Source organism: Pelagerythrobacter marensis (assembly GCF_001028625.1).
GTDB classification, from domain to species: Bacteria; Pseudomonadota; Alphaproteobacteria; order Sphingomonadales; family Sphingomonadaceae; genus Pelagerythrobacter; species Pelagerythrobacter marensis.
This window is the reverse complement of sequence record NZ_CP011805.1, coordinates 2,003,849-2,028,559: the sequence shown is the minus strand read 5'-3', so window position 1 is coordinate 2,028,559 and position 24,711 is coordinate 2,003,849. Positions and strand designations below refer to the sequence as shown.

The following is a 24,711-nucleotide window of genomic DNA, read 5'->3' as shown; positions in this document are numbered from 1 at the left end:
TAAGATGTCGAAGGAGTTATCCGAATGGTTGCGATTTTTAGCGGCAGCGGTGAAGGCTTGATACGCAGTTCGGCCAATATCCTCGGCGCTGCGGGGCAAATCGGCGGGGCTTCCCTGGGGCGTGGCGGGGAGAATGTTTCCGTAAACGCCGCAACGGGCAATCTGGTCATCGCGCGGCGGGATGAGTTCCTGGCCGGTCGCGGGCCCGACGCGACGGTCGAGCGGACATACAATAGCCTGACTCTGGCGACCGATGGCGACAATGGCGACCAGTGGCATCAATCGACTGTGCGACGGCTGTTCGGCCTGACAGGGACGCTCAATACCGCGGGAAGCACGATCAAGCGGCAGGCGGGGGACGGCTCCATAATCGTCCATACATGGAACGCGGCGCAGGCAGCGTATGTAGCGACCGACGGCGACGGCGCGCATGATACGATCGTCAAATCCGGGTCGACCTGGATCTGGACCGACGGATCGAGCCGAGTGACCGAGACTTACGAGGCCTATGTCGCGGATCCTTCGGTATTCCGGATCAAAGAGCAGAAGGACAGCGACGGCTACAGGGTGAGTTTCGCCTATGTGTCGGGCACCAACAAGCTCGATCGGATCACGACGCACAACCATGGCTATGCCAATGCGGACACCGGCATCGCCGAGCAAAGTTATATCCAGTATGTCTGGTCCGGGAACAATATCGCCCGGATCGTGACCGGCTATACCGACTATGGCGATTCATCGACGGCGGCCGACAATGTCAACCGCACGTTGACGCGTACGCGCTATGCTTACGATGCGCAGAACCGGCTGATCGAGGTGACGGTCGATCTTAGCCCCGAGGACAACAGCGTCTCCGACGGCAGGATATACGTCACCAGCTATACCTACGACGGCAACAGCAATCGTGTTGCCTCGATCACCCAGACTGACGGATCGAGTCTTGCGATCGCGTACGACGAAGCGGGCCGCGTCGCGACATTGACCCAGCATGTGGCGATGGGCGACGTGCGGGTGACCCGCATCGGCTATGGCGTGAACGTCACCAGCATTACTGGCCCCGATGGCGGGGTTACGCGGCTGTGGTACGACAACAAACAGCAACTGGTTCAGGTGATGGGCCCGCCTGCGACCCAGGGCGGGATCTCACAGGTCGTTCAATATGAATACGATGCCGCCGGCAATCTGATCCGCACGATTGAGACCGATAGCGCCAACGCCTCGATCCCGAACAATTTGGTCGACGCATCTGCCTGGGCCGACGGCGAGGCGGCGGGGCGCGGCGAAAATCTAGTTGACGATGGCGGCTGGCCCCAAGATGTCGATGGCGCGTTGCCGGCCAACGGCACCGTCGGACAAGGGTGGACCGGCAGCTACCTCAGCGAGACCGAATGGACGGTAACAACTGGTCCGTACGGAAAGCAGGTCGTGTCGCTTCACACCGGACAAGACGATGCCGACGATCCAGGCGGCGGTGCGTATAGCGAAAGCTTTCCGATCAACAAATCGAAGGCTTATGAATTTACACTCTACTTCAAGGTCGACGCCTTGGATAAGCATCGAGTCTACTTTGGCCTGGGTAGCGGCACAGTCAAGGATGGTGCCAGCGGCGCCTATAATGGGAACCCATATTTCACGTGGGATCACCCGTCTTCAGCGACCGGTGAAGAAGCGGGAAAATGGTACAAGATTGTTGGATATGTCCTGCCGGAATCGACGCCGCTTGAAGCCGACGGTAGTTACGGTGGCATCTATGATCTTGAAACTGGTGAGCGGATAAAGACCGTTAAACATTTTATCTGGGACGATACTCAAACACACGGCAGCACTCTCGCGCGATTCTTCAACTACTACAATCAGGATCGGCAAGGGAAGTTCACCCACTTCTTCAAGCCGGAAGTGCGCGAGGTGTCCGACACCGCGATCCTGCGTAGTGGCGATGCGCTGGATACTGACCGCGATCGCAATCTTCTGGAAGTTCCATATCCCAGCGGATGGTCGAATGTGCAAACGATTGCTGGCGACAACGAAGCGCGTTGGGGCGAAGTCGTCGGCCCCGATGGTGCATGGCAAATCGGGCTCGAAACCGGTCAGTTCGATAGTGTTGCCAACGGGGGTGGGGGCTTCACCAATCGCTTCACAGTCGATCCGAGCAAAACTTATCGCTTCACCCAGTACGTCCGCAAATCGGACCTTGCGAAGCACAACATCTATTTCGGGTTGAGCACTTCAAGCACGCCCTATGTCAGGAGCGCAACCAACGGCGCTGATAACTCCAACCCGTATTTTCTCTCATGGGCACCAAGCACTCAACAGGCTTACATGGAGGAAGATGGCTGGTACAAGATCATTGGCTATGTTTTGCCAAAAGGCTCGGCCAACGTGGCAGTTGGTAGCTTAGGCGGTGTTTACGATGCCGCAACAGGGGAACGGGTAGCCAGCGTTGGTACGTTCCGCTGGCACGAATCGATGCCCAACGATCAGGTCTACGCACGCTTTTTCACATACTACGATGAAACCCAGCATGGATGGTCGACCGACTGGCTGGCCCCTGAAGTCGTTGCGATCGAAGCTGGCGACCTAGCCACCGACAATGCCGATCCCTTTGGCATTGTCTACGATGAGGGCGGTCGGACCACGCGCTATACCTACGATGCCAACGGCAATGTGCTGACCCGTACCGATGCCAACGGCAATGTCGTTACGCGCACCTACGGGTCGAAGAGCGAACTGCTCACCGAAACACGCGCCGGATCGGATGCAGCCGGGGCGAACGTCAGTCATACGACGCGCTATGTCTACGACAGCGAGAATCACCTGCGCTACGTCGTAAGTGCCGAAGGGCGAGTCACGGAATATAGCTATACCTATTGGGGTGCCCCCTACTACACCATTGAATACCCCGAGCACAGCTATGCGATCGGCTCAGGCGCGTTGACCGAGGCGACGATGAATGCCTGGCGCGACGGACTTGTCGACCGTTCATCGGTAAAGCTTCGCCGCTATGTCTACGATGCGCGGGATAACCTCACTTCGACGCTCGAGTATGGCACGGCCACGGCAGCGGGGGCCGCGACGACGGCGGAAGGCTACAGCCGGACGTACTACAACTACGATCAGGCCGGGCAGTTGCTCAGCCGATACGTTCCGGGGCAGAACACCGAAAGTTTTATCTACGACGGCCTCGGGAGGCACACGGCCTCGACCGATCTGGCGGGGGGGACGACCAGGATAATCTACGACGATGCAGCCAGCACGACCATCGTCGCGCTCGGTACGGGCAAAGTAACCACCTCGGTGTTCAACAGGGCGGGAGATCTGATCAGCGAGATCGAGACAGAGAATTTCAATGATACTGCGACCAGCAATCTCATTGCTGCACAGGATCTCGATAATTGGTCGCTGGGACGGAATACCGCATCATCCGCTGGAACGATCAACGGTGAGCCTGCCGTACGCTACACCGTCGCCGGGTCTCAAAGCGGGCAATCGCAACACATCACAGCGCCTAGCGCGGGCGCTGTTGGCGCCAACGATGTCATAACTGCCACCATAGCCCTCCAGGCGACGACAAGCTCAAATTCCGCTGCTTTCGGTGTTCATGGCAGCGCTACGGGTTGGGGATATGGCGATCCCACCTTGGGTGTCGCCCGGATCGTGTCGGGCCCTGGAACGGTTGCAAAGGCATGGAGTTCGGAAGGGTTCTTCTACGTCACCGGGCTTTCCACAACGGAGCCCACGGTGATCGAAATCCAAAGGCGTTTCGATCGGGAGCAGACGGCATCGGTCATGCTTTATCCCGATTTTCCCGGCGGCTCTGTCCTCGGCAATGCGATTATCGCATCTGCGCCAAGCATGTCGAAATCGCACGTCAGCGAATCCAGCAACCTCTACGATCGGAACGGTCGGCTGCGCGTCGCGACCGACGCGACGGGGCGCAAGAGCTACTATCTCTACGACAAGGCCGGGCGGAAGATCGCCGATATCAATCACTACGGCCACGTCGCCGAATACCGCCACGACTCCGCGGGCAGGGTGATTGCAACGGCAAACTACACTTATGCGTTGACGGCGGCGCAGATTGCGGCGCTCGGTGATCCGGACAACACGCTCGAGATGGCCGATATCCGGCCCTCTGCGCACAGCTACGATATCTGGACCTGGTCGATCTATGACGATGCGGGCCGGTTGATCGAGAGTATCGATGGCAAGGGCGGGGTTGCGGCTTTCAGCTACGACGCCTCCGATCGCCTGATCAAGACGGTCAGCTATGCGGGTAAGCTCAGTACCGCCCAGCTTGCGGCTTTCAAGGCGGAGCCGCCGACGGCCCTGGTGTTGCCGGCGGCCAACACCGCGAAGGACGCGGTAAGCCGCAGCTTCTACGATCGCGAGGGTCAGCTGATCGGCAAGCTCGACGGTGAAGGCTACCTGACCGAGATCGTCTACGACGAGGCTGGGCAGAAGGTCGAAGAGGTCGCCTATGCCAAGAAGATCTCGTCGAGCTACTGGGCATCGGGAAGCTTCAACCAGCTTCGTGCGAACGCCGCACCGACGGCGAGCGCTAATCGGCGCACGCACTATGTCTACGATGGTCAGGGGCTGCTGCGCCACACCATTGATAATGGCGGCTACGTTACGAGCCATGCCTATAACTATGCGCGCAAGCTGACGACGACGATCGTCCATGCCGCACCGATCAGCACCGGCGATTTCACCTATGACAATGTGAAGGCGCTGGTGAATGCAATCGCGAGCGAGGCCGACGATCGCGAGAGCTACAACGTCTACAATGGCGAAGGCCAGGTCGCCTTTACGATCGGTGCCGGCAATGTGGTGAACGGCTTCAGCTATGACCTGGCCGGCAATGTGACCGAGGCGGTGCGCTATGCCGCACTGCGCAACACGCCGAGCCTGCCGAGCCTCGTGACGATGAACAATTGGGCGGCGGCACAGGCAGGCAACGGCGGCAATCGCACCACGCGCAGCTGGTATACCGCAGGCGGTGAGCTACGCTTCACAGTCGATGCTGAAGGCTATGTGAAACGCTTCGACTACGATGCTGAAGGGCGGCTTACGCGCGAGGTAAGTTGGGCCAACGCGGTGGCAGCCACCCAGACGACGACGATTGCGCAGATCGACGCCCTGACCGGTAGCGCCGGCAGCTGGGCCGAGCTGACGTATACTTATGACGCTGCTGGCCGCCGCAACAGTGTCAACGACGGTGAGGGGAATCGTACACTCTACGGCTGGCGTGCGAACGGTACGCGGGCGTCTGTTTATCGTGCCTACGGCACTGCAGATCAGAGCGTGACCGTTTTCGTCAATGATGGTGCTGGCCGCATTATCAGGGAGTACCGCGCCTATGGCGAGGCTGAACGTGCGAACGTGGCCTATACCTACGACGGGTTAGGCAACCGCACGAGCATGACCGATGCCAATGGCAAGGTCACACACTATACCTACGACGAGCGCGGCCAGTTGCTGACGACGACCGATGCGGAAGGCGGGGTCACGCACTACGAATACAATGCATTTGGTGAAGTGGTGAAAACGATCGACCCGGGCGGCGGCGTAACCTACCACTATTATGATACATTCGGTCAGGAAGTCAGGACGCGCGATGCCGAAAACTATGTGACCGTGACGAGCTATACGGTTTTCGGAGAGGTTGAGAGTGTCAGGCGCTACTATAACAAGACCGCGAGCACGCCGAGCACCACTACGTTGCCTCTGGTAGCGGCACACGCGAAGGATGCCATAACTCGCTTCGAATACGACAAGCGCGGCCTCGTTTCCAAGACGACCGATGCCGAAAGCTTCTCCGAAAGCTACATTTACGACGCTTTCGGAAACCGCACGAGCATGACGAACAAGCTCGGGGGTGTCACGACCTATGTTTATGACAAGCGCGGCTTGCTCGTAAGAGAAACGCTCCCGATCACCTCCTACAATACCGACGGCACCGCGCAGGCAACGAGCGTCGCCAACAGCTATAGCTACGACGCGCGCGGCAACCGCACGCAGATGATCGAAGCCGTCGGACTCGCCGAGGCGCGGACCACGAGCTATGTTTACGACAAGGCCGACCGGCTTGTCGAAACGCGCGGCGAGGCGCGTGCAGTGCTCAGCCAGGCCGATCATAAGACGATCATCGCGAATTTCGTGCCCAGGGAAACCCGTAGCTACGACGGTCGCGGCAATGTGACGAGCGTGACCGATGCCGCGGGCAATCGAACAGTCTATTATTACGACGATCTTGACCGCAAGGTGGTGGAGATCGACCCGGCCGGCACATATACTGCGTACGGCTATGACAAGAACGGCAATGTCACCGCGACGCGCGTCTATGAAACCCTGGTAGCGGTTCCGATCGACGGCGGCTCGCAGGGAGAGGCGCCCACTGCGCCTTCGGGCTCATCGCGCGCGACGAGCTTTACATACGACAATCTGGGTCGTCTGCTGACCAGCAGTGTGGCGGGTGTGGAGACGGGACATTGGAACGGATCGGGCTGGGTCGCGGCGACCGGCACGATCACTACCAGCTATCAATACGATGCGCTCGGCAATGTTGTGAGGGTGACCGACCCCAATGGTCATGCGACCTACACCTATTACGATAACCTCGGGCGCAAGACGGCCTCAGTCGATGCTGAGGGGTACAAGACGATCTGGACCTACGACGGCGAGGGCAATGTGCTGACTGAGCGTCGTTATGCCAACCGCTATACCGGCACACCGTCACTCGCTGCACCGCCGAGCGTCTCGACGAACGGCGCTGACCGGGTGACGACTTTTACCTACGATCGGACCGGCAATCGGCTTTCCGAGGCGCGCAGCGGCGTCATCGTCCACAACGGCTCGGGTGGCACCTCGACGGTGACCGCCACGGTATCTTGGCTCTACAACGGGCTTGGGCAAGTCACCCGCAAGACCGAAGCGACGGGTGATCAGATCAATTATATTCATGATGAGGGCGGCCGCCTGCTTCAGGAACGGCGCGCGGCGTTCACCAGTCACCAAGGAGGGAGTGTCACGCCAACGCTCCATTATCGCTACAACGGGCTCGGCGATCTTGTACGTACCGTCGCGGCGGGTGCCGGCGATGCCGTGTCGCGTGGGACCGCCTACAGCTATGGCGCGGGCGGGTTACTCGCCTCTATGACCGATGCGGAAGGGGTGACCCACAGCTACGCTTACGACAAGCGCGGGATCCTGATCCGCGACCAATACTATCGCGCCGGGTCGGCGGGCGGCACCGGCACGCTTAACGCCGTTCTGACGAAGGTGGATGAACTGGGCCGCATGATCGAACGGACAGTGGCTGTGTGGAACGGTTCGGCCTGGACGCCGGGTGAAGTCGTAACCACTGATTACAATGCATTCGGCGAGGTGAGCCGTAGTGGTATCAATGGCGGTGCGATCGCCGAAGGCAGCCGGCTGTGGCAGACCCAAAACAAGTACGACGCTGCCGGACGCCTGTGGGCGACCAATGCGGGCGACGGGGTGTGGAAATACTTCGGTTATGACAAAAGCGGCAACCAGACGGTCGCCATCACCAGCGCGGGCACCAACCTTGCCGGCAAGACCTTCGACCAGGCACGCGCGCTGGTGTCGGGTAGCGGGGTCAACGCAACCTACACGGTTTACGACAAGCGCGGTCTTGCGAAGAGTGTGGTGGAAGAGGGGCGTCAACTAAGCAATAGCACGACCGCGACCCTGACCATGGGCCGAACCTACAATGGTTTCGGTGAAGTGGTGAGCGAGACGGATGCCGGCGGTGCGGTCACGTCTTACATCTACAATACCGCCGGACGTATGATTCGCTCCGAAGGGCCGACGGTCTGGATGACCAACGAAGACGGTCGGGTCCAGTGGATCAAGCCTTCTCAGGATTATTACTATGACGCATCGGGCCGTCTCGTTGCAATGCGTGATGCGAACGGGGACTACCCTATCGGCAGCATGGGCAATCCGGACCCCGCATTCTATGATCAAAAGGAAGCGAACACAGGCAATCTCACGCGCCTGACGCTGCTTGCAGGCACCGGCTATGGCGGCAGCGAAGCACTTGTCACCGCCGAAACCCACGCGGACGGGGGCATCAAACGCACCGCGTACGACGTCCACGGTGACGCGCGCAAGATCACCGACGAGATCGGCCGCGTGATCACGCAACGTTTCGACAAGGTGGGGCGCGTCACCCAGGTGAACAGCGCCGGCGGCCTCATCGACTACTATGCCTATGACAGTCTTGGACAGCAGGTCAGTCGCTGGAACAACGTCTACGGCGCGGCCGATCGGGAGACGACCGATTATGACGTTCAGGGCCGGGTGGTCTCGAAGCGTGCCTATGGCGGCGATGAAGTGCATACGACCTACGCTTGGCAGGCTGGCTCCGCCACCAACGCGATTGGAAACTTCGGCGGCTGGGTGAAGACGGTCAGCACCGATGCCGATCGCGCCAGCAGCAGCGACAATATCAAGGCAAGCGTTACGAAAGCCGACGTGTTCGGCCGAACCGTATCTCGCACGGATGCCAGCGGCGAGGAATACGCCTACACCTATGACATCGCCGGGCGATTGACGCACGAACGGACGGTTGTCGCGTCGAACGGTCTCATCCTCAATAAGGAATACGATTACTACAACTCCGGGTTGGTGCGGAGCGTCCTGTCGGGCGAGAGCGAGGTGGCGAACACCAATTGGAAGAACAAGATCGCCACTTATGGATACGACAAACTCGGTCGCTTGACTTTCGAGCGGCTCGAAAGCGCGCAGGGCACGTTCATTCCCGGCCATATGGAGTACATCCCACCCGAAAACGGTGAGCCCGGTTTCCCCGGCGGGGACACACCGATAATCATACCGGACGATCCGGAGCAAGGCGAATGGGTCTGGGTTCCCGAGAGCTATACCGTAAACCGGACGGTGCTGCAGGACGGGACGGCGCAGTACGACGCTCTCGGGCGAATGACCCGATATCTCGACCGCGATGCGAACGGGAGCACGCTGGTCGACAAGAGTTGGGCTTTCGATGCCAATAGCAACGTTCGCTCCATCACCACGACCTATCGTCCGATGAACCTGAACAAGACGCTGGGGAGCGCGGTAACGACCAGCTACCACTACCGATACGACGCGCTCGACCGGGTGGTGGTGTCGAAGGGTATCCGTTCGGGCAGCACGATCGTCGCGGGGGGCAGCGGGGTTGCGCTGACTTATGATGCTGCCGGGCGCCGGACGACGTCGAAGACGGGCTACGCCGCGCAGGAAATCTACGGCTACGACGCGAACGACCGGATCACTTCGGTACGCGTCGGTTCGGTGACGCGGATGAGCGCGAGCTACGATGCGCTCGGGCGGCTAACGGGTCATATCGAACGCAATGCAAGCGGTAGCCTCGTCTACGAGCGTCACAGCTTCGTCTACAACTCGCGCGATCAGGTTCTGTCGGAAAAGGGGCGGCGCAAGCTCGACAACGGCGACTGGAACTACACGCACACGGCCAATTACTACAGCGATACGGGCGCGGGGAGCAATCCGGGGGTCATCCGATACAGCTCGGATACGGGCAGTTCGAGCGGCGAACTGCTATACCGTTCGGAAACAAAGAACTGGCTGAACGGGCCATATCCCCCGCACTATAACGTCAATCCCAACGGCACGACTTCGCCCGGCACACCCGATGCGAACTGGGCCGATGAGTATTCGACTTATACCTACGACTGGCGCGCTGCGAGCGGCGGTGGCGGTGCGCGGCAGGCGACGCACAAGCTGATCAACCGCGACGGGACGACGCAGACGACCAACGTCTACGGTGCGGACGGTGCGATCGAGCGTGCGTCGTCGAGCACGCTGTCGGGGTCCGCTCCGGTGCAGACGCACTATTACCGGACCGATATCGACGGGCGCATTCTGGCGCGCGACCTCTATCGCAGCGGGACGACCTACGATCCATCGGCGCGGTACTATACCTTCGGTGGCCGGGCGATGGGGGAGATCGGGACCGACGGGAGCGACAACGTCGACTTTGCGACCGCGATCGCGCGGCGTGACGATACGGGTAATGGCTCGTTCCGCGGTGGGGCGACGAGCGGCCAGCTCCATGCCGACTTCGATCTCAACCACCGCACGCTGGCGGCGACATCGCAGATCAATGGGTCAGGCTATGTTGCGCGCGGGGGCGAGAGCCTGCAGCAGGTCGCCGCCGCGGTCTGGGGCGATGCCTCGCTGTGGTACAAGCTGGCCGAAGCCAACAGCCTTGGCGCAGGCGCGATCCTGGGTGCCGGGCAGAGCCTGCGCATTCCGGCAGGGGTGCAGGTCAATACCCATAACGCAGACACGGTCCGGCCTTACGATCCGTCTGCCGCGCTGGGCGATATCTCGCCCGCGACGCCGCAGCCGAAGAAGCAGAAGGGCGATGACTGCGGCGTATTGGGCGCGATGCTGCTCACGGTGGTCGCGGTTGCGGTGACGACGATTGCCACAGCGGGTGCTGCGGCGGCCATCTCGGGCAAGGCATTCGGGACGGTGCTGGGTGCGATGACCGGCGGCGCGACGGCGAGCGGTGTGGGTGCGGGCGCGTGGATGGCGGGCGGCGCGATCGGCGGTGCTGCGGGTTCGATCGCCAGCCAGGGAGTGGGCGTCGCAACCGGTCTGCAGGACAGGTTCAACTGGAAGGGCGTGGGCCTTGCTGCATTGTCTGGCGGGATCGGCGGCGGCCTCGGCCCGAACTTCGGTGCCGGCTGGCAAGGGGCGGCAGTGCGCGGTGCAGTCGGCAACGCGCTCACGCAAGGTGTCGGGGTTGCGACAGGCCTGCAAAGCAAGTTCGACTTCGCCGGCGTTGCAGCGGCGGGCGTGGGCGCAGCGACGGGCCGCGCCATCGCAGGCAGGGTGGGAACCGGGTTCGGCGCCAGCCTTGCCACGCACACCGCCGGCGGCATAGCCAACGCCGCCACCCGCTCGGCGCTCAACGGCGAGAGCTTCGGCAGGAACCTCACCACCGCGATCCCCGATATCGTCGGGCAGGCCGTGGGCGGGGCGATCGGCAAGGCGCTGGCGCCCGCCGAACACGCCACCGACACCCCCGGGGTGCGCGAGACCACCGGCGAGCAACTGAGCGGCGCGATCGTCAACCTGTCGAGTGCGGGCTATATTGGCGATGCGGGGCTCGACTCCCTGCTTGCCCCGGTCCTGTCGCTTGGCGATGGTCTTGCGGTCGGTACGACGCTTCTCGAAGCGCGGGAGGCGGCCAAGCTCGACATCATCCTGGCCGAACATGCCCGCAGGGGCGGGCCGTTCGGGCACGGGGCGGCGTCCGGCACGCCCTATATTGAAACGAAGCGTGTGGAGATGCAGACGGCGATTGACGACTGGGCTGTTACCCAGTTTGGGCACCGCGCGCATCTTGCCAACTTCGCAGCGCTCGTAAGCGGTCTCGGAAGCGATATCACGCCTGCTGAGCAGAAGGATGTCGACCGAATAGCAGCGTCGCTGCGTGCAGAGGGGGAGTACGTCAGGGCGCTCGATGCCCATGCCGAGCAAGTCGTGCTAGAAACTGGCAAGGCGATCGGCGGTATCTGGGTCGATGTGGCGGGGTCGGTGATCACTCCAATCGGAGTGGCGGACTCGCTGATCGACTACCGCAATGGTCAGATTAGTGCCGTCGAGCTGACGATAGGCCTACTTCCTGGCAGCAAGCTACTCAAGAGTGGGAGAGTTGCAGAGAGGGGAGCGTTCAGCGGGGCCTACGCGACCAACGGTGAGTTGGTTCAAAACATTGCCACGCGGGCTGACAGGATAGGGTCGCTGCGACGGGGGCTTGGGAATGGTCCTGTCGCTGGAACGGCAAAGCACGATATAGCCGATGTCATGCTGACACGTTACCAGCGCATGTTTGGTGACCGCGGCCTATCGACAGAGGTTCGTTATGTCGGTGGTCAGCTTTGGGAACAAGGTATGCCAACTAAGGGTTCGATCCGACTTGATGTTGTCGAGGGATCAGTCTTCAATCCTACGAAGGTTTGGGATTACAAGTTCGGGAATGCGACGCTATCGCAGTCACGAATTACTCAGATTCAGAACGGCATTCTTAATGGTGCCAATGTTCCCGTGTTAGAGATCAAGCCATGAAGCCCAACCGTTATCAGAAAATGACCAAGAAGCAGATCAAGGAAATCGTGGCTGAGTATGCCGCACATTTTCCGGAATGGACTCCGTATGCGGACGGCGCAGCCTTTGTGCGAGAGTCTGGGCCGGTTCGACAGATGATCTGGTTCCAAGCTTTACGCACTGGCGACTATCGCCCTACGCATGGGATTAGCTCGCTTGTACTGCCTGAAGCATACATCCGCATGCTTCCCCAGATGCTGGATGTTCGGAACCGCGAATCCAATTTAAAGCAGCACGCATCACGCATGCCGGGGATGCTTGCGGCGATGGAGCAGCAGTTCCGGCCCGATGTTCGCAAGCCGCTCGACATTACCGATGTTTTAGCGCTGTGTGAGGCGGAAGCTGGCACGATGCAGGACACGACCAACAACATGACGATGCTGGCGATCCTGTCGACATGGCTAGGTCGCGATGCGGAAGCGCTCGGATATTGTGAACGAATGCAGCACTGCTCACCTCCGATGCTTGCCCCTATGCCCGAATGGGAAGATGCCATGCGAACCTTCGGTCGTGAACTGGCAGGAGCCATCGAATCTGGGCACGGAAAAGCGTTCTTGGAAGATGCGATTGCAGGCAATCCTTCTGAATAGGTTGCCCTTGGAGACGTGCGTAGCGCGCCCCGGTCATAAGTTTGCTCCATCCCTTCATTGTTCTCCTTGCCTTTAACACCGGTCCCCAAACAGCAACTCGTGAGCGGGTAAGATACCCGGCACACCCTACCCCGCGCTTTCGGGATGCATGTTGTTGAAGTGTAGCCATCCGGTGAGGACCGCAGTCTAGGTTGGATCAGACGGCGTTGGCGATCTGTCGGTTCTGCCAGTTCTAGGGAAGTAGTTCATCGAGCTGACTGGCGGGATGCTCGGCGTTGCGAGCGGCGGTGGCGGTGCGCGGCAGGCGACGCACAAGCTGATCAACCGCGACGGGACGACGCAGACGACCAACGTCTATGGCGCGGACGTGCGATCGAGCGTGCGTCGTCGAGCGCGCTGTCGGGGTCCGCTCCGGCGCAGACGCAGCACTACCGGACCGATATCGACGGGCGCGTTCTGGCGCGCGATCTCTATCGCAGCGGGACGACCTACGATCCATCGGCGCGGTACTATACCTTCGGTGGCCGGGCGATGGGGGAGATCGGGACCGACGGGAGCGACAACGTCGACTTCGCGACCGCGATCGCGCGGCGTGACGATACCGGCAATGGCTCGTTCCGCGGTGGGGCGACGACGGGTCAGACCCATGCCGACTTCGATCTCAACCACCGCACGCTGGCGGCGACCTCGCAGGTCAATGGGTCAGGCTATGTCGCGCGCGGGGGCGAGAGCCTGCAGCAGGTCGCCGCCGCGGTCTGGGGCGATGCCTCGCTGTGGTACAAGCTGGCCGAAGCCAACAGCCTTGGCGCAGGCGCGATCCTGGGTGCCGGGCAGAGCCTGCGCATTCCGGCAGGGGTGCAGGTCAACACCCATAACGCAGACACGGTCCGGCCTTACGATCCGTCTGCCGCGCTGGGCGATATCTCGCCCACGACGCCGCAGCCGAAGAAGCAGAAGGGCGATGACTGCGGCGTGGTCGGTGCGGTGCTGCTCACGGTGGTCGCGGTTGCGGTGACGACGATTGCCACAGTGGGTGCTGCGGCGGCCATCTCGGGCAAGGCATTCGGCACGGTGCTGGGTGCGATGACCGGCGGCGCGACGGCGAGCGGTGTGGGTGCGGGCGCGTGGATGGCGGGCGGCGCGATCGGCGGTGCTGCGGGTTCGATCGCCAGCCAGGGAGTGGGTGTCGCAACCGGCCTGCAGGACAGGTTCAACTGGAAGGGCGTGGGCCTTGCGGCCTTGTCTGGCGGGATCGGCGGCGGCCTCGGCCCGAACTTCGGTGCCGGCTGGCAAGGGGCGGCAGTGCGCGGTGCAGTCGGCAACGCGCTCACGCAAGGTGTCGGGGTTGCGACAGGCCTGCAGAGCAAGTTCGACTTCGCCGGCGTTGCAGCGGCGGGCGTGGGCGCAGCGACGGGCCGCGCCATCGCAGGCAGGGTGGGAACCGGGTTCGGCGCCAGCCTTGCCACGCACACCGCCGGCGGCATAGCCGACGCCGCCACCCGCTCGGCGCTCAACGGCGAGAGCTTCGGCAGGAACCTCACCACCGCGATCCCCGATATCGTCGGGCAGGCCGTGGGCGGGACGATCGGCAAGGCGCTGCTGCCAAGGCCTGGGAATGCACCTCCAGTCGAGGTCAGGCTCGCTTCGGCAGCAGACGCGCCGGCAGGCAGCGTGCCAAATGGGCCGTATCGGCTTGAAAACGGTGCCGATTACACGCCTGAAGAGATGCGCGGCTTTGCGCAAGAATGGCGGCGTCTACGGGGTGATGAACGTTATCAGGAAACCGAAGCCGCATATTGGGCCAGCTACTGGGACCGGCAAGCTCAAGCGGTATTGGCCGGAAGGGGGGGCATGCAAGTCGCAGCCACCGATCCGGGGCGGCTTGATGATATTGCCACAACGACAATCGATATCGGCACTCTGGCGATAGCCGGCTTGAGAGACGGTCTGGCTTGGCTCTCGGACGCATCGTTGGCGGAGATTGCCGAGTTCCGTACCGACTATGCGGTGAGTAGCGCGTCTTACAAGGAGGCCTATTCCTATGACCCGCTTGTCTATGGTCGGGACATCGGCGTTGGCTTCCTAACCAGCGCCGCGAGCGCTCTGGCGAGCGTCCCGGGTATGCTTGCGCATCCGATTGACCGGGGCCTTGCGCCGATAGCCCGCGGTCTCGACAGCGTGTTCCTTGACAATCGTTCAGCGATGCAGGTTGTCTCCGACACGCGAATGGCGCTGGGCCGGGCCAGCAGCACCCAAATCGCGCTGGGCACTGGTGATGTGGCGTTCGGCGTTGCTTCCATCGCGACCCCTGCCAGGGGTGCCGCGCTGGCGCGTGCGGGAAGCTATCGTTCGCCATGGATCGACGCGTTTGAGGTTCGTGCGGCGAGCATGGCCGAGGTGCGCAGTCTGGGTATTGCCGGAGAGCGGGCAGTGGGCGATATCGGGCAGAAAGTGCGTCTCAATGTACCCGGCACGGATCGGTATCGGGTAGTCGATGGGTTTGATGACTTGTTGAACACGATTTCCGAGGTGAAGAACGTCAAGAGCTTGAGCTATACTCAGCAGTTGCGCGACAATGTGACGATCGCGCGGAGCCAGGGGGCGAGGTTTGATCTCTATTTGAGAAGCAATACCAGAGTAACCGGGCCTTTGGAGGCTGCATTTCAACGAGGTGAAATTGTCCCTCGTTACATTCCGGGAACCTGAATATGAGCAAGGACGAGGGGCGCACGCTAGCGGAGATCATGGCAGACTTGCACGCCGACCCCGAATGGGTTGCGCGCGAAGAACAGCGCGAGCGTGAACAGCAGAAGCTCGCCGAAGAGTATGATCGCGATGTCGCGCCAGTGGTGGCGGACCTGGCCAAGCGCGGGATACATGTTCGAAGTCTCGGCGAGTTCATCAACACATCGGAATCCTATCCCGACGCCATTCCGGTGCTGCTTGAGCATCTGCAACGCGACTATCCCTTGCGAATTCGCGAGAGCATAATCCGCTCGCTTACCGTTCGCGAAGCACGCGGCGAGGGTGCCCGGATCATGCTCGCCGAGTTTCGCAATTCGGGCAACGAACACCACCGGATTCGCTGGGCGATGGCCAATGCTTTCGATGTGATCGCCGATGCCGAAATGATCCCCGAACTGGAAGAGCTCGCGGCCAGAGAACGCGACGACAGCGTCGCACGCATGTTGGAGATGGCGATAAAGAGCGCAAAGAAGCGCAAGCCGGCGTAGCCACCCGCTCGGCGCTCAACGGCGAGAGCTTCGGCAGGAACCTCACCACCGCGATCCCCGATATCGTCGGGCAGGCCGTGGGCGGGACGATCGGCAAGGCGCTGGCCCCCGCCGAACACGCCACCGCCACCCCCGGGGTGCGCGAGACCACCGGCGAGCAACTGAGCGGGGCGATCGTCAACCTGTCGAGTGCGGGCTATATTGGCGATGCCGGGATCGACTCCCTGCTTGCCCCGGTTCTGTCGCTTGGCGATGGTCTTGCGATCGGTACGACGCTTCTCGAAGCGCGGGAGGCGGCCAAGCTCGACATCATCCTGGCCGAACATGCCCGCAGGGGCGGGCCGTTCGGGCACGGTGCGGTCGATGTCGATCATGATCCTTACCGGACGGATATCGGACGGGGGGCGTTCTCTGATGGCGGCCATGCGATTTTCGGGTTTGAGATGCGTCAGCGGTGGGGTGCTTTCAATGCCTGGAGGTCGGACGTGCTTGAGAACATTCTCCCGTCCCTTGCCGCACCTGAGCAAGCAGCCTTGCGCGCCGATATCGACCAGCGCTACCACAATTTGCAAGTGAACCAGGTGTATGTCGATGAACTGGGCAACTATGCGACTGGCGAGGTGAACAAGCTGCTGTTCGTCGGGATAGGGGCGCCGGCGTTGATCGCTGGCGGTATGGTCGCGGCACCGGCGGCTGCCGGCTATGCCGGGAGCTTCTATGTCGGTGGTACGGCCAGCACGATCGCATCGGGCAGCGCCGGTTTTGCAACAGGTGGCCTGTTTGGGGCCGGGTTCGAGTTCTCGAAGAATGAGGCCTTCGGGCTCGAGCATACGGCGGGCGGATACACGACCGCTATTCTTGCCGGCGGCGTCGGTGGGTCGGGCTTGCGGCTCCTGCCGAATACCGTGCTGGGACGAGCGGTTAGCACTCGCGCGCAGACGATTGGCTTGGGGGGAGCCTCAGGCTTTACCGGGGACTTTGCCGGTCAGTTGGTCACCAACGGGGGTAACCGTTCGCAGATCAGCTACACGCAACTCGGCCTGGCGACTGTGCAAGGCGGTGGTCTGGGCGCTGTGATGCCATTGGACGTGCGCATTAGCGGCTTCACGTCGGGCAGGAACAGCAGCCTCAGCATCTACCAAGGTTTGAACACTAAGCTGAACAGCGGCAATATAGTCCAGACGCGCTTGCGCTATCCTGTTAACGCGGGCGCAGCCAATGCCGTGGTGGGCTCCGGTCGACAGGCTGTCGGAACTTTGATTGACGGCATGAAGCAGAGGGGAGGTAGATAATGGCGCGAGCCGATTTCAACTACCCCTCCCCTGAGGCCATATGGTTGCACGAAAAGATACCGGGGCCTTTGTTGTTCATATCAGTCATAATGCTGCCTCTTATCCTCTATGGGGGGCTCGGAGGACTCTATGATGGTAATTATCCTCTAGCTGCTACAGTGTTCCTATGCGGCGGTCTCCCATGGCTGTTCCTTTACACCAACGGCACTGGGCTGAAGCTCGCCTGGGACGAGCATCGGATTTACATGCGTCCGCAAAGCTTCCGGCCGCCGAGCTGGCGCAGGCCATGGCTGGCGCGCCTGCCATGGCGCAGCTTGGCCTATGACGAGATTTCCAGCCTTGATGCCATCACCGTGAACGATCCCGGGGCGAGGTCCTTCCTGCTCCCGTTCCAGCTGCTCCGCCTGACCGCCAAGGGTGCGACTGAGGAATACGACGAGCGGCATATCTGGCTCTACTCGCTGGCGCTGCGCGACAAGGAACTGGCGCCGCTGTTGCGACAGCTCGACACGAAGTGCCCCGGCATGCTGCCGGACGTCGTGCAGCAGCGCCTTGGCCAATGGGCCGCCCGGGGTTCGGGTGGTGACGCGGGCGATTGAGGTGGTGTTGCCACCCGCATACGCGGGTGGCCAAAGCGCTTTCCTACAGGCCTGCGAGCTTGCTAGCCTTTGCGGAATCGTTCTTTCGCATTGTTGGCTATCTGCTTTGTCTTCCGCCCGGCCCGGAAGGTCACACGCGGGCCGCCGGCTCCGGTCCGGTGTCGGCCCGAAGGTCACATCGGTTCGCGCCGGGGGCTGTGTAACCTGCGGGAAAGGCGAGCTCTTTCCCGCAAGGTCACGCTTTCGATACGTGCGTTATGCGTCACGCCCCGCCAGCCGTTCGCTTCCCGCGCCAGGCGGTCATGGCGCGGTCGAGCACCAGCACGGCGAGGAGCGAGAGGCCGAACAGCGGCAGGAGGATCGCGAGGGCGATCACCAGTGCCCACAGGCCCACGCCCGCGCGGTGTTCGACCCTCGGCGGCGGGGCGAGCCGGCCGCGTGGGCGGCGCTTCCACCACATCACCGCGCCGAGCAGGCTGACCGCCATCAGCGCGAGCGCGGTGGCAAGGCCGAGCAACTGGTTGGCGAGGCCGAACAGCTGCCCTTCGTGCCAGGCGATCCCATAGCCGACCGCGCGGTCGATCGGATGCTTGTCGGCAAAGCCGCTGCGCCCGGTTTCGGCGCCGGTCTGCGGGTCGTAAGTCACCGTCAGTGCCAGGGGTCGGTTCTGCGTCATCGAGCGCGCCGTCCATTCGTTGCCCGTCGGCGGGCCGAAGGGCTGCGCTGCATGGGGCGGCAGGACGAGCGCGGGGAAGGCCAGCCGCTCCGCCTGCGCCTTCGCGACGAAGGTGGACAGCGGCAGGCCCGCGGTCGGCGCGGGGGCCGCGTGGGGTGCCGGCGGCCCGGCGGCGGGGGTGTGGTCGTGCGCGTGGGTGTCAGCCTGGGCGGGAGCGGCCCCGCTGCCGATCTTCCAGTCCTGCGGCCCCTCGATCAGGCCCAGCTCGGTCCGTGCCCACTTGAACGCGCTGCCCCATACGCCGGCCCAGGGCAGCCCGCTGGCGAGCATGACCAGCACCAGCCCCGCGATCCAGAAGCCGGTGACCCGGTGTATGTCGCGCAGCAGCGGCCTGCCGCGCAGCGAAAGGCGCGGCCAGACCGTGCCCGCGGCGCGGAAGGGGCGCGGCCACCACAGGTAGAGGCCGCTCACGATCATCACGATCGTCCAGCTCGCGACCAGTTCGACCAGGCGATCGCCCCAGTCACCCAGCAGCAGCGAACCGTGAACCCGCGCCACGGTGGGCGAAATGCGCGCCTCGGGCGAGAGGGTGCCCAGAACCTCGCCCGCCGGCGAAACATAGACTTCGGCCGCCTTGCCCGAAGGCAGCGTCAGCTTCAGCATCGCGGCATCGCCGGGCTGTTCGGGCAGGCGATAGTGGTCGAACCGGCTGCCCGGGTGGGCGGCCAGCGCGGCCTGCAACTGCCGGTCGGCCGATACGGTGCCCGCGCTCGAAAGCGCGCGGTAATCGCGTTCCTCCCACCGGTCGATCTGCGGCTTGAACAGGTAGATCGCGCCGGTGACCGAAAGGATCAGGATGAAAGGCAGGACGAACAGCCCGGCATAGAAATGCCACCGCCATACCCTGCGATAGAGTGCCGTATCGGCCATCGCTCCCGCTCCCCCCTAGAACCGCGCGCGAACGCCGCCGAAGACGGCGCGCCGCTCGACCGGATAGAAGATCGCGGATTCGGGCGTTGCGGTAATCGCCGCGCTGATGTCGCCCACCGCCGTCTCGCCCAGCAGGTTGCGCGCGTCGAGGAACAGGTCGATCCCCTCGGTCACGGTCGCGCCGGCGGTCAGGCCGACGAGGGCATAGCTCGCCACTCGCAGGCTGTTGGCATAGTCGGCCCAGGCCCCGCGCGGGACCCATTCGACGCTGGGTGCCAGATGCAGGGCATCGGTGCCCAGGCGCAGCTCCGCGCGGTAGAGATGCTCGGGCACGACCGGCAGGCGATTGTCGCCGTACTGCGCATCGGCGATGAAGCGGAAATCGCTGTACTGGTAGATCTGCCGCAGCCGGGCCCAGGACGCGAGATCGAGCGACAGCGCCGCCTCGATCCCCTGGTGCCGCGTCTCGCCCGCGTTGAAGGTGGCGGCGGGGATGTCGGGCCCGACGTCGAACTGCAGCAGCTCGCCCTTCAGATCGGCGCGGTAGGCGGCAATGTCCCATTCGGCGATCCCGCTCCGCCCGCGCGTCCCCGCCTCCAGCGTCCAGGCGCGCTGCGGGTCGAGATCGACGAAGCCGGCGATCTGCGCCAGCTCGATGAAGCCGGGAAATTCGACCGAGCGGCTGTAGTTGGCGAAGACCTGGATACCCGCCGCCGGTTCGAACAGCACGCCGAACCTGGGCGAAAAGGCGTGGTAGTCCGCCCGCCCGGTCACATCGACCGCGCCGCCCATGAACGAATTGTAGCGCAAGTGCTGCTCGCGATGGCCGTCGGCATAGATCCCGCCGGCGATCAGCTGCAGCGGTGCGACCGGGCGGAAACGGACTTCGCCGTAGAGGCTGGCGCTGTGCGCGTCCTGATCGGCATCGAACGTCAGATCGCCGCGCTCGCCCTCAATATTGACGAAGCGTTTGGAACGCGTGTCGCCGAAGCGCGCCTCGCCGCCCATCGTCAGTTCGAACGGGCCGTCGGCATAGTTGAACCGGGCATAGACCCCGCGGTCGAGCGATTCCTGGTCCACCACCTGGAAGATCGGGTGGTAAAGCGCCTTGGCGTTCACGAACACACCGGCGTCGATCTGGCCGCGATCGAAGCGGAAGCTGGTGCGGTTCTGCAGGCGCAGCGAATCGATATCGCGCGCCATGTCTCCGGCGAAATTGCCGGTCTTCGGCGCCGCGCGCACGGTTTCCAGATCCAGCGCGCCGGGCAGGTCCTGGTTGATGGTGTTGGCGCTGGCATAGAAGCGCGTCTCCACCCTGTCGGACAGCGCGATCCCGGCATTGCCGTGGAAGCGGAACGATCGGCGCGCGGCATGGTCGCGGTCGCCGTCCGACCGGTCGAAGGCAACCGCGCCCCAGGCATCGCCCGGCCCGGCAGCGACCCCGGCGGAGGCGAGGCCGCGAACGGTGTCGAAGCTGCCGGCGTCGGCGCGCAGGTAGATGCCGCTGGCCGTCCTGCCCGTCGGCGTCACCCCGTTGATCGCGCCGCCCAGCGTGCCCGAGCCGAAGCGCAGCGCATTCGCCCCGCGATAGACCTCCAGATGATCGAAGAAGATCGGGTCGAGTTCCTGGAAATCGCCGTTGTCGTCGGCGAGGTTGATCGGCACCCCGTCCTGCAACAGCGTGATCCCGCGCATGTGGTAGCCGCGCGACAGGCCCGATCCGCGAATCGAAATGCGCACTTCCTGGCCGTAGCGCGGCTGGAGATAGACGCCGGGCGAGAAGGCGAGGGCGTCGCGCAGCGACACCGGCGACTTGTCGGCATAGTCTTCGTGCGTGACGACATCGGTGCCGCCGGGGGTGGCGGCGGCGCGTTCTTCCGCCTCGTCGGCCGCGCGGGCACCGGTGACGATAATGGTGCGCCCGCCGTCGCGGGCGGTTTCGGCAGCCGTTTCGGCATGCGCGGGAAGGGCGACGGCCGCCAGGGCCGCCGCAAGGGCGATACGTGAAATGGTCATGATCGGACTTTCCGTAAATCGGGTCTGCAGGATGTCAGGCGACGAGCTGCTCAAGCTTGGCGAGCGCGTTGTCCGCATCCTCGTGATGATCGATGATCGACTGGAGCCTGCCGTCGCTGTCCATCAGGAAGACGGAGGCCGAATGGTCGATGGTATATCCGCCGCCGTCGATCGGCACCTTCTCGTAGAACACGTGATAGGCGCCGGTGATCTGTGCCAGCTGATCGGGCGTGCCCGTCAGCCCCACGATCGGCGTGTCGAACAGCGCGACATAGTTCCCGATATCCTCCGGACTGTCGGATTCGGGATCGACCGAAACGAACACGATCTCGAACCTGTCGCCATCCTCGCCCAGTCGTTTGCGAAGCTGGGCCAGGCGGGCGAGTGTCGTCGGGCAGACATCGGGGCAGCGGGTGAAGCCGAAGAAGATCGCGAAAGGCTTGCCGGCCAGGTCCCGCTCGGTAACGGTCGAACCGTCTGCGGCGGTGAGCGTGAACGGCCCGCCGACACTGTCGGCATAGCCGCCGGATTCGGGCGGATCGCCCGGTCTGTTGGTTACGGCATAGAGCGCGAAGCCGGCTGCAACCAGAACGACGAACCAGAGCGCGAGGCGAAGCGACTTCATGCTGCTCCGGGGGGTGGGGGTTTGATCAGTCATCTTGCCCCTCCGCCGGTCCTTCGGCTCCGATTGGCTGGACATCCAGCGTCACGGCGATGGTACCGGCGCGCTCGAACTCCAGCGTCAGGGGAACACCTGCGCCGCGCGCCAGAGGTTCGCGAAGGCCCATCAGCATGATGTGATATCCGCCGGGCGCCAGCGTCACCGTCTCGCCGGCGGGGATATCCAGCCCCTCGGCCAGCTCGCGCATGCGCATCACCCCGCCTTCCATATCGACCGTGTGGATCTGGACATCGCCGGCGATCGGCGTGGCTCCGCCTGTCAGACGGTCGGCTTCGTCCCCGGCGTTGTGGATGGTCAGGAAGCCGCCGCCGGCATCCTGACCGGCCGCGGTTTCACGGGACCAGGGCCGCTCGACGGAAATACCCGTCGCGGCAGGGCGGGTTTCGGTCGCGGTGTCGGTGCCCGGCGCCCCGTCGCAAGCGGCAAGCGGAACGGCGAGTGTGAACGCGGCGGCAATGGCGCGCGCCATCGGGTGGAGACCGGAAAGAACGCCGGTCGCCCCATACCGCCCGTGCGGGCGGTGAATGTACTGTGTCATGAAATGTATCTCCGACAGCCCGGATGCGCCCAGGCGGGCGCGGCCGGGTGGCCAAACAGGATCGGTTCAGATCGTCAGGCTGCTGCCGGGGGTGCGCGCAGGGGCGGGCGGAGATAGGGAATGCGCGCCAGCGGCGCGAGCGTGCGCGGCGCAAGGCCGAGCACGAGAATGAAGGCGAACGCGGCGGCCAGAAGGATCGGGTCCGCGCCGCCCAGAGCCGCCTTGGCCAGGCCGGCGAAGGCGCAGTGATCGGCCTTGGCTGCATCGCCGGGATGGGCGGGTCCGTGATCGCGAGAACCGGGCACGAGGATATCGACCGTCTCGGTTTCGTTCACGCCGCCGGTACAGATCGTAACGGTCAGCAGCCGGTCGGGCGTCGCCGAGACCATCATCCCGGCAGGCACCACGATCTTGAAGCAGAACGCGAGTACGAGCAGCGCGATCGCCAGGTGGCGATGCCGTCGAATCAAGGCGCGCAACTGCGTCATCGACCGCGCCCCTATCGCCGCGGACCGCGATTGTCATCCGGTTGGTGCGACTTCGACATTCGTGGCGGGCAGGCGGGGCGCCAATCCGGCGCGGTGATCGAACAGCCCGGTGCCGATGGCCCGCACAGTGTCGAGAGGATCGGGGCCGCCATCTTCCACAATCCCGAACAGAAAGTCGTGCCGGATGACGGGGGCACCACAATAGTCGAAGATGCCATGGTCGATCTGGGTCGTCATGGCATCGCGGTAGCCGCGGCGAAGATAGGTTCGCTCCGACGCGCCCGGAAGTGCGATGAGGTGGACCGGCAGGTGGCCCAGCTTCTTGATGAGCCGCGACTCATCGCCTTCCTCGTAAGCCCAGCCGTTGGAGAAGACCCGATCGATCCAGCCTTTCATGAGGCCGGGCATCGACCACCAATAGACCGGATAGACCAGCACCAGTGCATCTGCGCGTTCGAGCCGCCGGTGTTCGGCCAGGACGTCGGCGGGCGGGGGCGACTGGCGCAGATGCGCCGTGAGATCCGCTTTCCCAAAACGCGGATCGAACTCTTCTGCCGCCAGATCGGCGATTTCGGCGCTATGGCCAGAGCGTTCGATACTGTCCGCAAGGGTCCGGGCGACGGAGGAGGTCAACGACTGGGGATCGGGGTGGGAGACGACAATCAATGCGTGCATGATCAGGCTCTTCCTGTACATCGGGAGGGTAGGAGAATAGGGAGGGCAAGGCTAACTTACTCATAGTAGGTTACAGATAGTAGGTTGTTCATGTCAACACCGGATATGCCATCGCCCAGTCGCCGGCTTTCGCGCGACGAACGTCGCCGGCAGCTATTGGCTGTCGCCCGCGAAATTGTGCGCGACGAAGGGAGCGAGGCGTTGACCCTGGGGCACCTGGCCCAGAGGGCGGGCGTTTCCAAACCGATCCCTTACGATCACTTCGGGTCGCGGACTGGCCTTCTGGCCGCGCTCTACCGCGCCTACGACGACCGGCAGAATGCGCGAATGGCGGAGGCGATGGCAGCGGCGCCGCCCGAACTGGAGAGTCAGGCCGCCGTCATCGCCGGTTCGTATGTCGAATGTGTCGTCACGCAAGCCAGCGAGATTCCCGGCGTTTCGGCCGCCCTGTCGGGGTCGGCCGAACTGGAAGCCATTCGTCTGAACTACGAAAGCGGGTTTATGGAGCGGGTGCGGATGGCGCTGGCCCGCTTCAGCCCGACCGGAGAGATCGGCCTGCCTGCGCTGCGTTCGATACTCGGGGCAGCGGAGGCACTGTCGTTCGCAGCCGTTCGAAACGAGATCTCGCAAACGGAGGCCGCGTCGGAACTGTCCGCAGCAATAGCCGATGCCGTGCGACGGATGCCGGGCGGCAGCAACGCCTGAAGCCACGCGTGCACTGCCGGTTGGCGTCCGATCGCGCATCATTTTGCATGCGCGAGGCGTGCATTCATCGTTCTGCAATCGAACCGCCGTCGGCGCGTCATATGCCGGACCTAGCTGCG

The 24,711-nt window shown here is 63.2% G+C and carries 13 protein-coding genes; 7 read left to right on the top strand and 6 right to left on the bottom strand.

From position 1 onward, the window contains the following. Positions 1-24: 24 nt before the first annotated feature. From AM2010_RS09580 to AM2010_RS09555, 6 genes are all read left to right on the top strand, one after another. Positions 25-12,129 carry an RHS repeat domain-containing protein gene (locus AM2010_RS09580; RefSeq protein ID WP_047806867.1) on the top strand — a complete coding sequence of 4,035 codons (12,105 nt, stop codon included), beginning with the start codon at positions 25-27 and terminating at the stop codon, positions 12,127-12,129. Next, on the top strand, positions 12,126-12,758 hold the full coding sequence (locus tag AM2010_RS09575; protein ID WP_047806866.1) for a hypothetical protein: 633 nt from the start codon (positions 12,126-12,128) through the stop codon (positions 12,756-12,758). The genes AM2010_RS09580 and AM2010_RS09575 overlap by 4 nt, the downstream gene beginning before the upstream one ends. Positions 12,759-13,289: 531 nt before the next feature. Then, positions 13,290-15,464, top strand: coding sequence for a putative toxin (locus AM2010_RS09570; RefSeq protein ID WP_047806865.1), 2,175 nt, complete (start codon positions 13,290-13,292; stop codon positions 15,462-15,464). A gap of 2 nt (positions 15,465-15,466) precedes the next feature. Then, positions 15,467-15,991 carry a hypothetical protein gene (locus AM2010_RS13800; RefSeq protein WP_053044042.1) on the top strand — a complete coding sequence of 175 codons (525 nt, stop codon included), beginning with the start codon at positions 15,467-15,469 and terminating at the stop codon, positions 15,989-15,991. A 77-nt stretch (positions 15,992-16,068) separates the two neighbouring features. Beyond that, complete coding sequence (locus AM2010_RS09560; protein ID WP_047806864.1) at positions 16,069-17,283, top strand: hypothetical protein; 1,215 nt, start codon at positions 16,069-16,071, stop codon at positions 17,281-17,283. Between the two features lie 158 nt (positions 17,284-17,441). Beyond that, complete coding sequence (locus AM2010_RS09555) at positions 17,442-17,882, top strand: hypothetical protein (RefSeq protein WP_047806863.1); 441 nt, start codon at positions 17,442-17,444, stop codon at positions 17,880-17,882. Positions 17,883-18,144: 262 nt separating this feature from the next. On the opposite strand, the gene AM2010_RS09550 is transcribed toward AM2010_RS09555, so the two are convergent. The 6 genes from AM2010_RS09550 to AM2010_RS09525 all read right to left on the bottom strand — a co-directional run bounded on the left by AM2010_RS09550 (position 18,145) and on the right by AM2010_RS09525 (position 23,887). Next, entirely contained in the window at positions 18,145-19,488 is a 1,344-nt protein-coding gene (locus AM2010_RS09550) for a PepSY-associated TM helix domain-containing protein (protein ID WP_047806862.1), read from the bottom strand. 15 nt (positions 19,489-19,503) lie between these two features. Further along, positions 19,504-21,504, bottom strand: coding sequence for a TonB-dependent receptor family protein (locus AM2010_RS09545; RefSeq protein ID WP_047806861.1), 2,001 nt, complete (start codon positions 21,502-21,504; stop codon positions 19,504-19,506). Positions 21,505-21,538: 34 nt separating this feature from the next. Next, entirely contained in the window at positions 21,539-22,129 is a 591-nt protein-coding gene (locus AM2010_RS09540) for an SCO family protein (RefSeq protein WP_047806860.1), read from the bottom strand. Between the two features lie 25 nt (positions 22,130-22,154). Next, positions 22,155-22,724, bottom strand: a complete 570-nt coding sequence (locus tag AM2010_RS09535) for a copper chaperone PCu(A)C (protein ID WP_236699503.1) — start codon at positions 22,722-22,724, stop codon at positions 22,155-22,157. A 74-nt stretch (positions 22,725-22,798) separates the two neighbouring features. Continuing rightward, positions 22,799-23,212, bottom strand: coding sequence for a DUF2946 family protein (locus AM2010_RS09530; protein WP_047806858.1), 414 nt, complete (start codon positions 23,210-23,212; stop codon positions 22,799-22,801). A 33-nt stretch (positions 23,213-23,245) separates the two neighbouring features. Beyond that, positions 23,246-23,887 carry an NAD(P)H-dependent oxidoreductase gene (locus tag AM2010_RS09525; RefSeq protein ID WP_047807874.1) on the bottom strand — a complete coding sequence of 214 codons (642 nt, stop codon included), beginning with the start codon at positions 23,885-23,887 and terminating at the stop codon, positions 23,246-23,248. 90 nt (positions 23,888-23,977) lie between these two features. On the opposite strand from AM2010_RS09525, the gene AM2010_RS09520 reads away from it, so the two are divergent. Then, a complete protein-coding gene (locus AM2010_RS09520) occupies positions 23,978-24,592 on the top strand; it encodes a TetR/AcrR family transcriptional regulator (RefSeq protein ID WP_047806857.1) in 615 nt (204 codons plus the stop codon). The last annotated feature ends 119 nt before the right edge of the window (positions 24,593-24,711 follow it).

Excerpts from the sequence above, each read along its gene's own strand:
- AM2010_RS09580 (WP_047806867.1), top strand. The coding sequence starts at position 25 with ATGGTTGCGATTTTTAGCGGCAGCGGTGAAGGCTTGATACGCAGTTCG.
- AM2010_RS09575 (WP_047806866.1), top strand. The coding sequence starts at position 12,126 with ATGAAGCCCAACCGTTATCAGAAAATGACCAAGAAGCAGATCAAGGAA.
- AM2010_RS09570 (WP_047806865.1), top strand. The coding sequence starts at position 13,290 with ATGGGGGAGATCGGGACCGACGGGAGCGACAACGTCGACTTCGCGACC.
- AM2010_RS13800 (WP_053044042.1), top strand. The coding sequence starts at position 15,467 with ATGAGCAAGGACGAGGGGCGCACGCTAGCGGAGATCATGGCAGACTTG.
- AM2010_RS09550 (WP_047806862.1), bottom strand. The coding sequence starts at position 19,488 with ATGGCCGATACGGCACTCTATCGCAGGGTATGGCGGTGGCATTTCTAT.
- AM2010_RS09545 (WP_047806861.1), bottom strand. The coding sequence starts at position 21,504 with ATGACCATTTCACGTATCGCCCTTGCGGCGGCCCTGGCGGCCGTCGCC.
- AM2010_RS09540 (WP_047806860.1), bottom strand. The coding sequence starts at position 22,129 with ATGAAGTCGCTTCGCCTCGCGCTCTGGTTCGTCGTTCTGGTTGCAGCC.
- AM2010_RS09535 (WP_236699503.1), bottom strand. The coding sequence starts at position 22,724 with ATGACACAGTACATTCACCGCCCGCACGGGCGGTATGGGGCGACCGGC.
- AM2010_RS09530 (WP_047806858.1), bottom strand. The coding sequence starts at position 23,212 with ATGACGCAGTTGCGCGCCTTGATTCGACGGCATCGCCACCTGGCGATC.
- AM2010_RS09525 (WP_047807874.1), bottom strand. The coding sequence starts at position 23,887 with ATGCACGCATTGATTGTCGTCTCCCACCCCGATCCCCAGTCGTTGACC.
- AM2010_RS09520 (WP_047806857.1), top strand. The coding sequence starts at position 23,978 with ATGTCAACACCGGATATGCCATCGCCCAGTCGCCGGCTTTCGCGCGAC.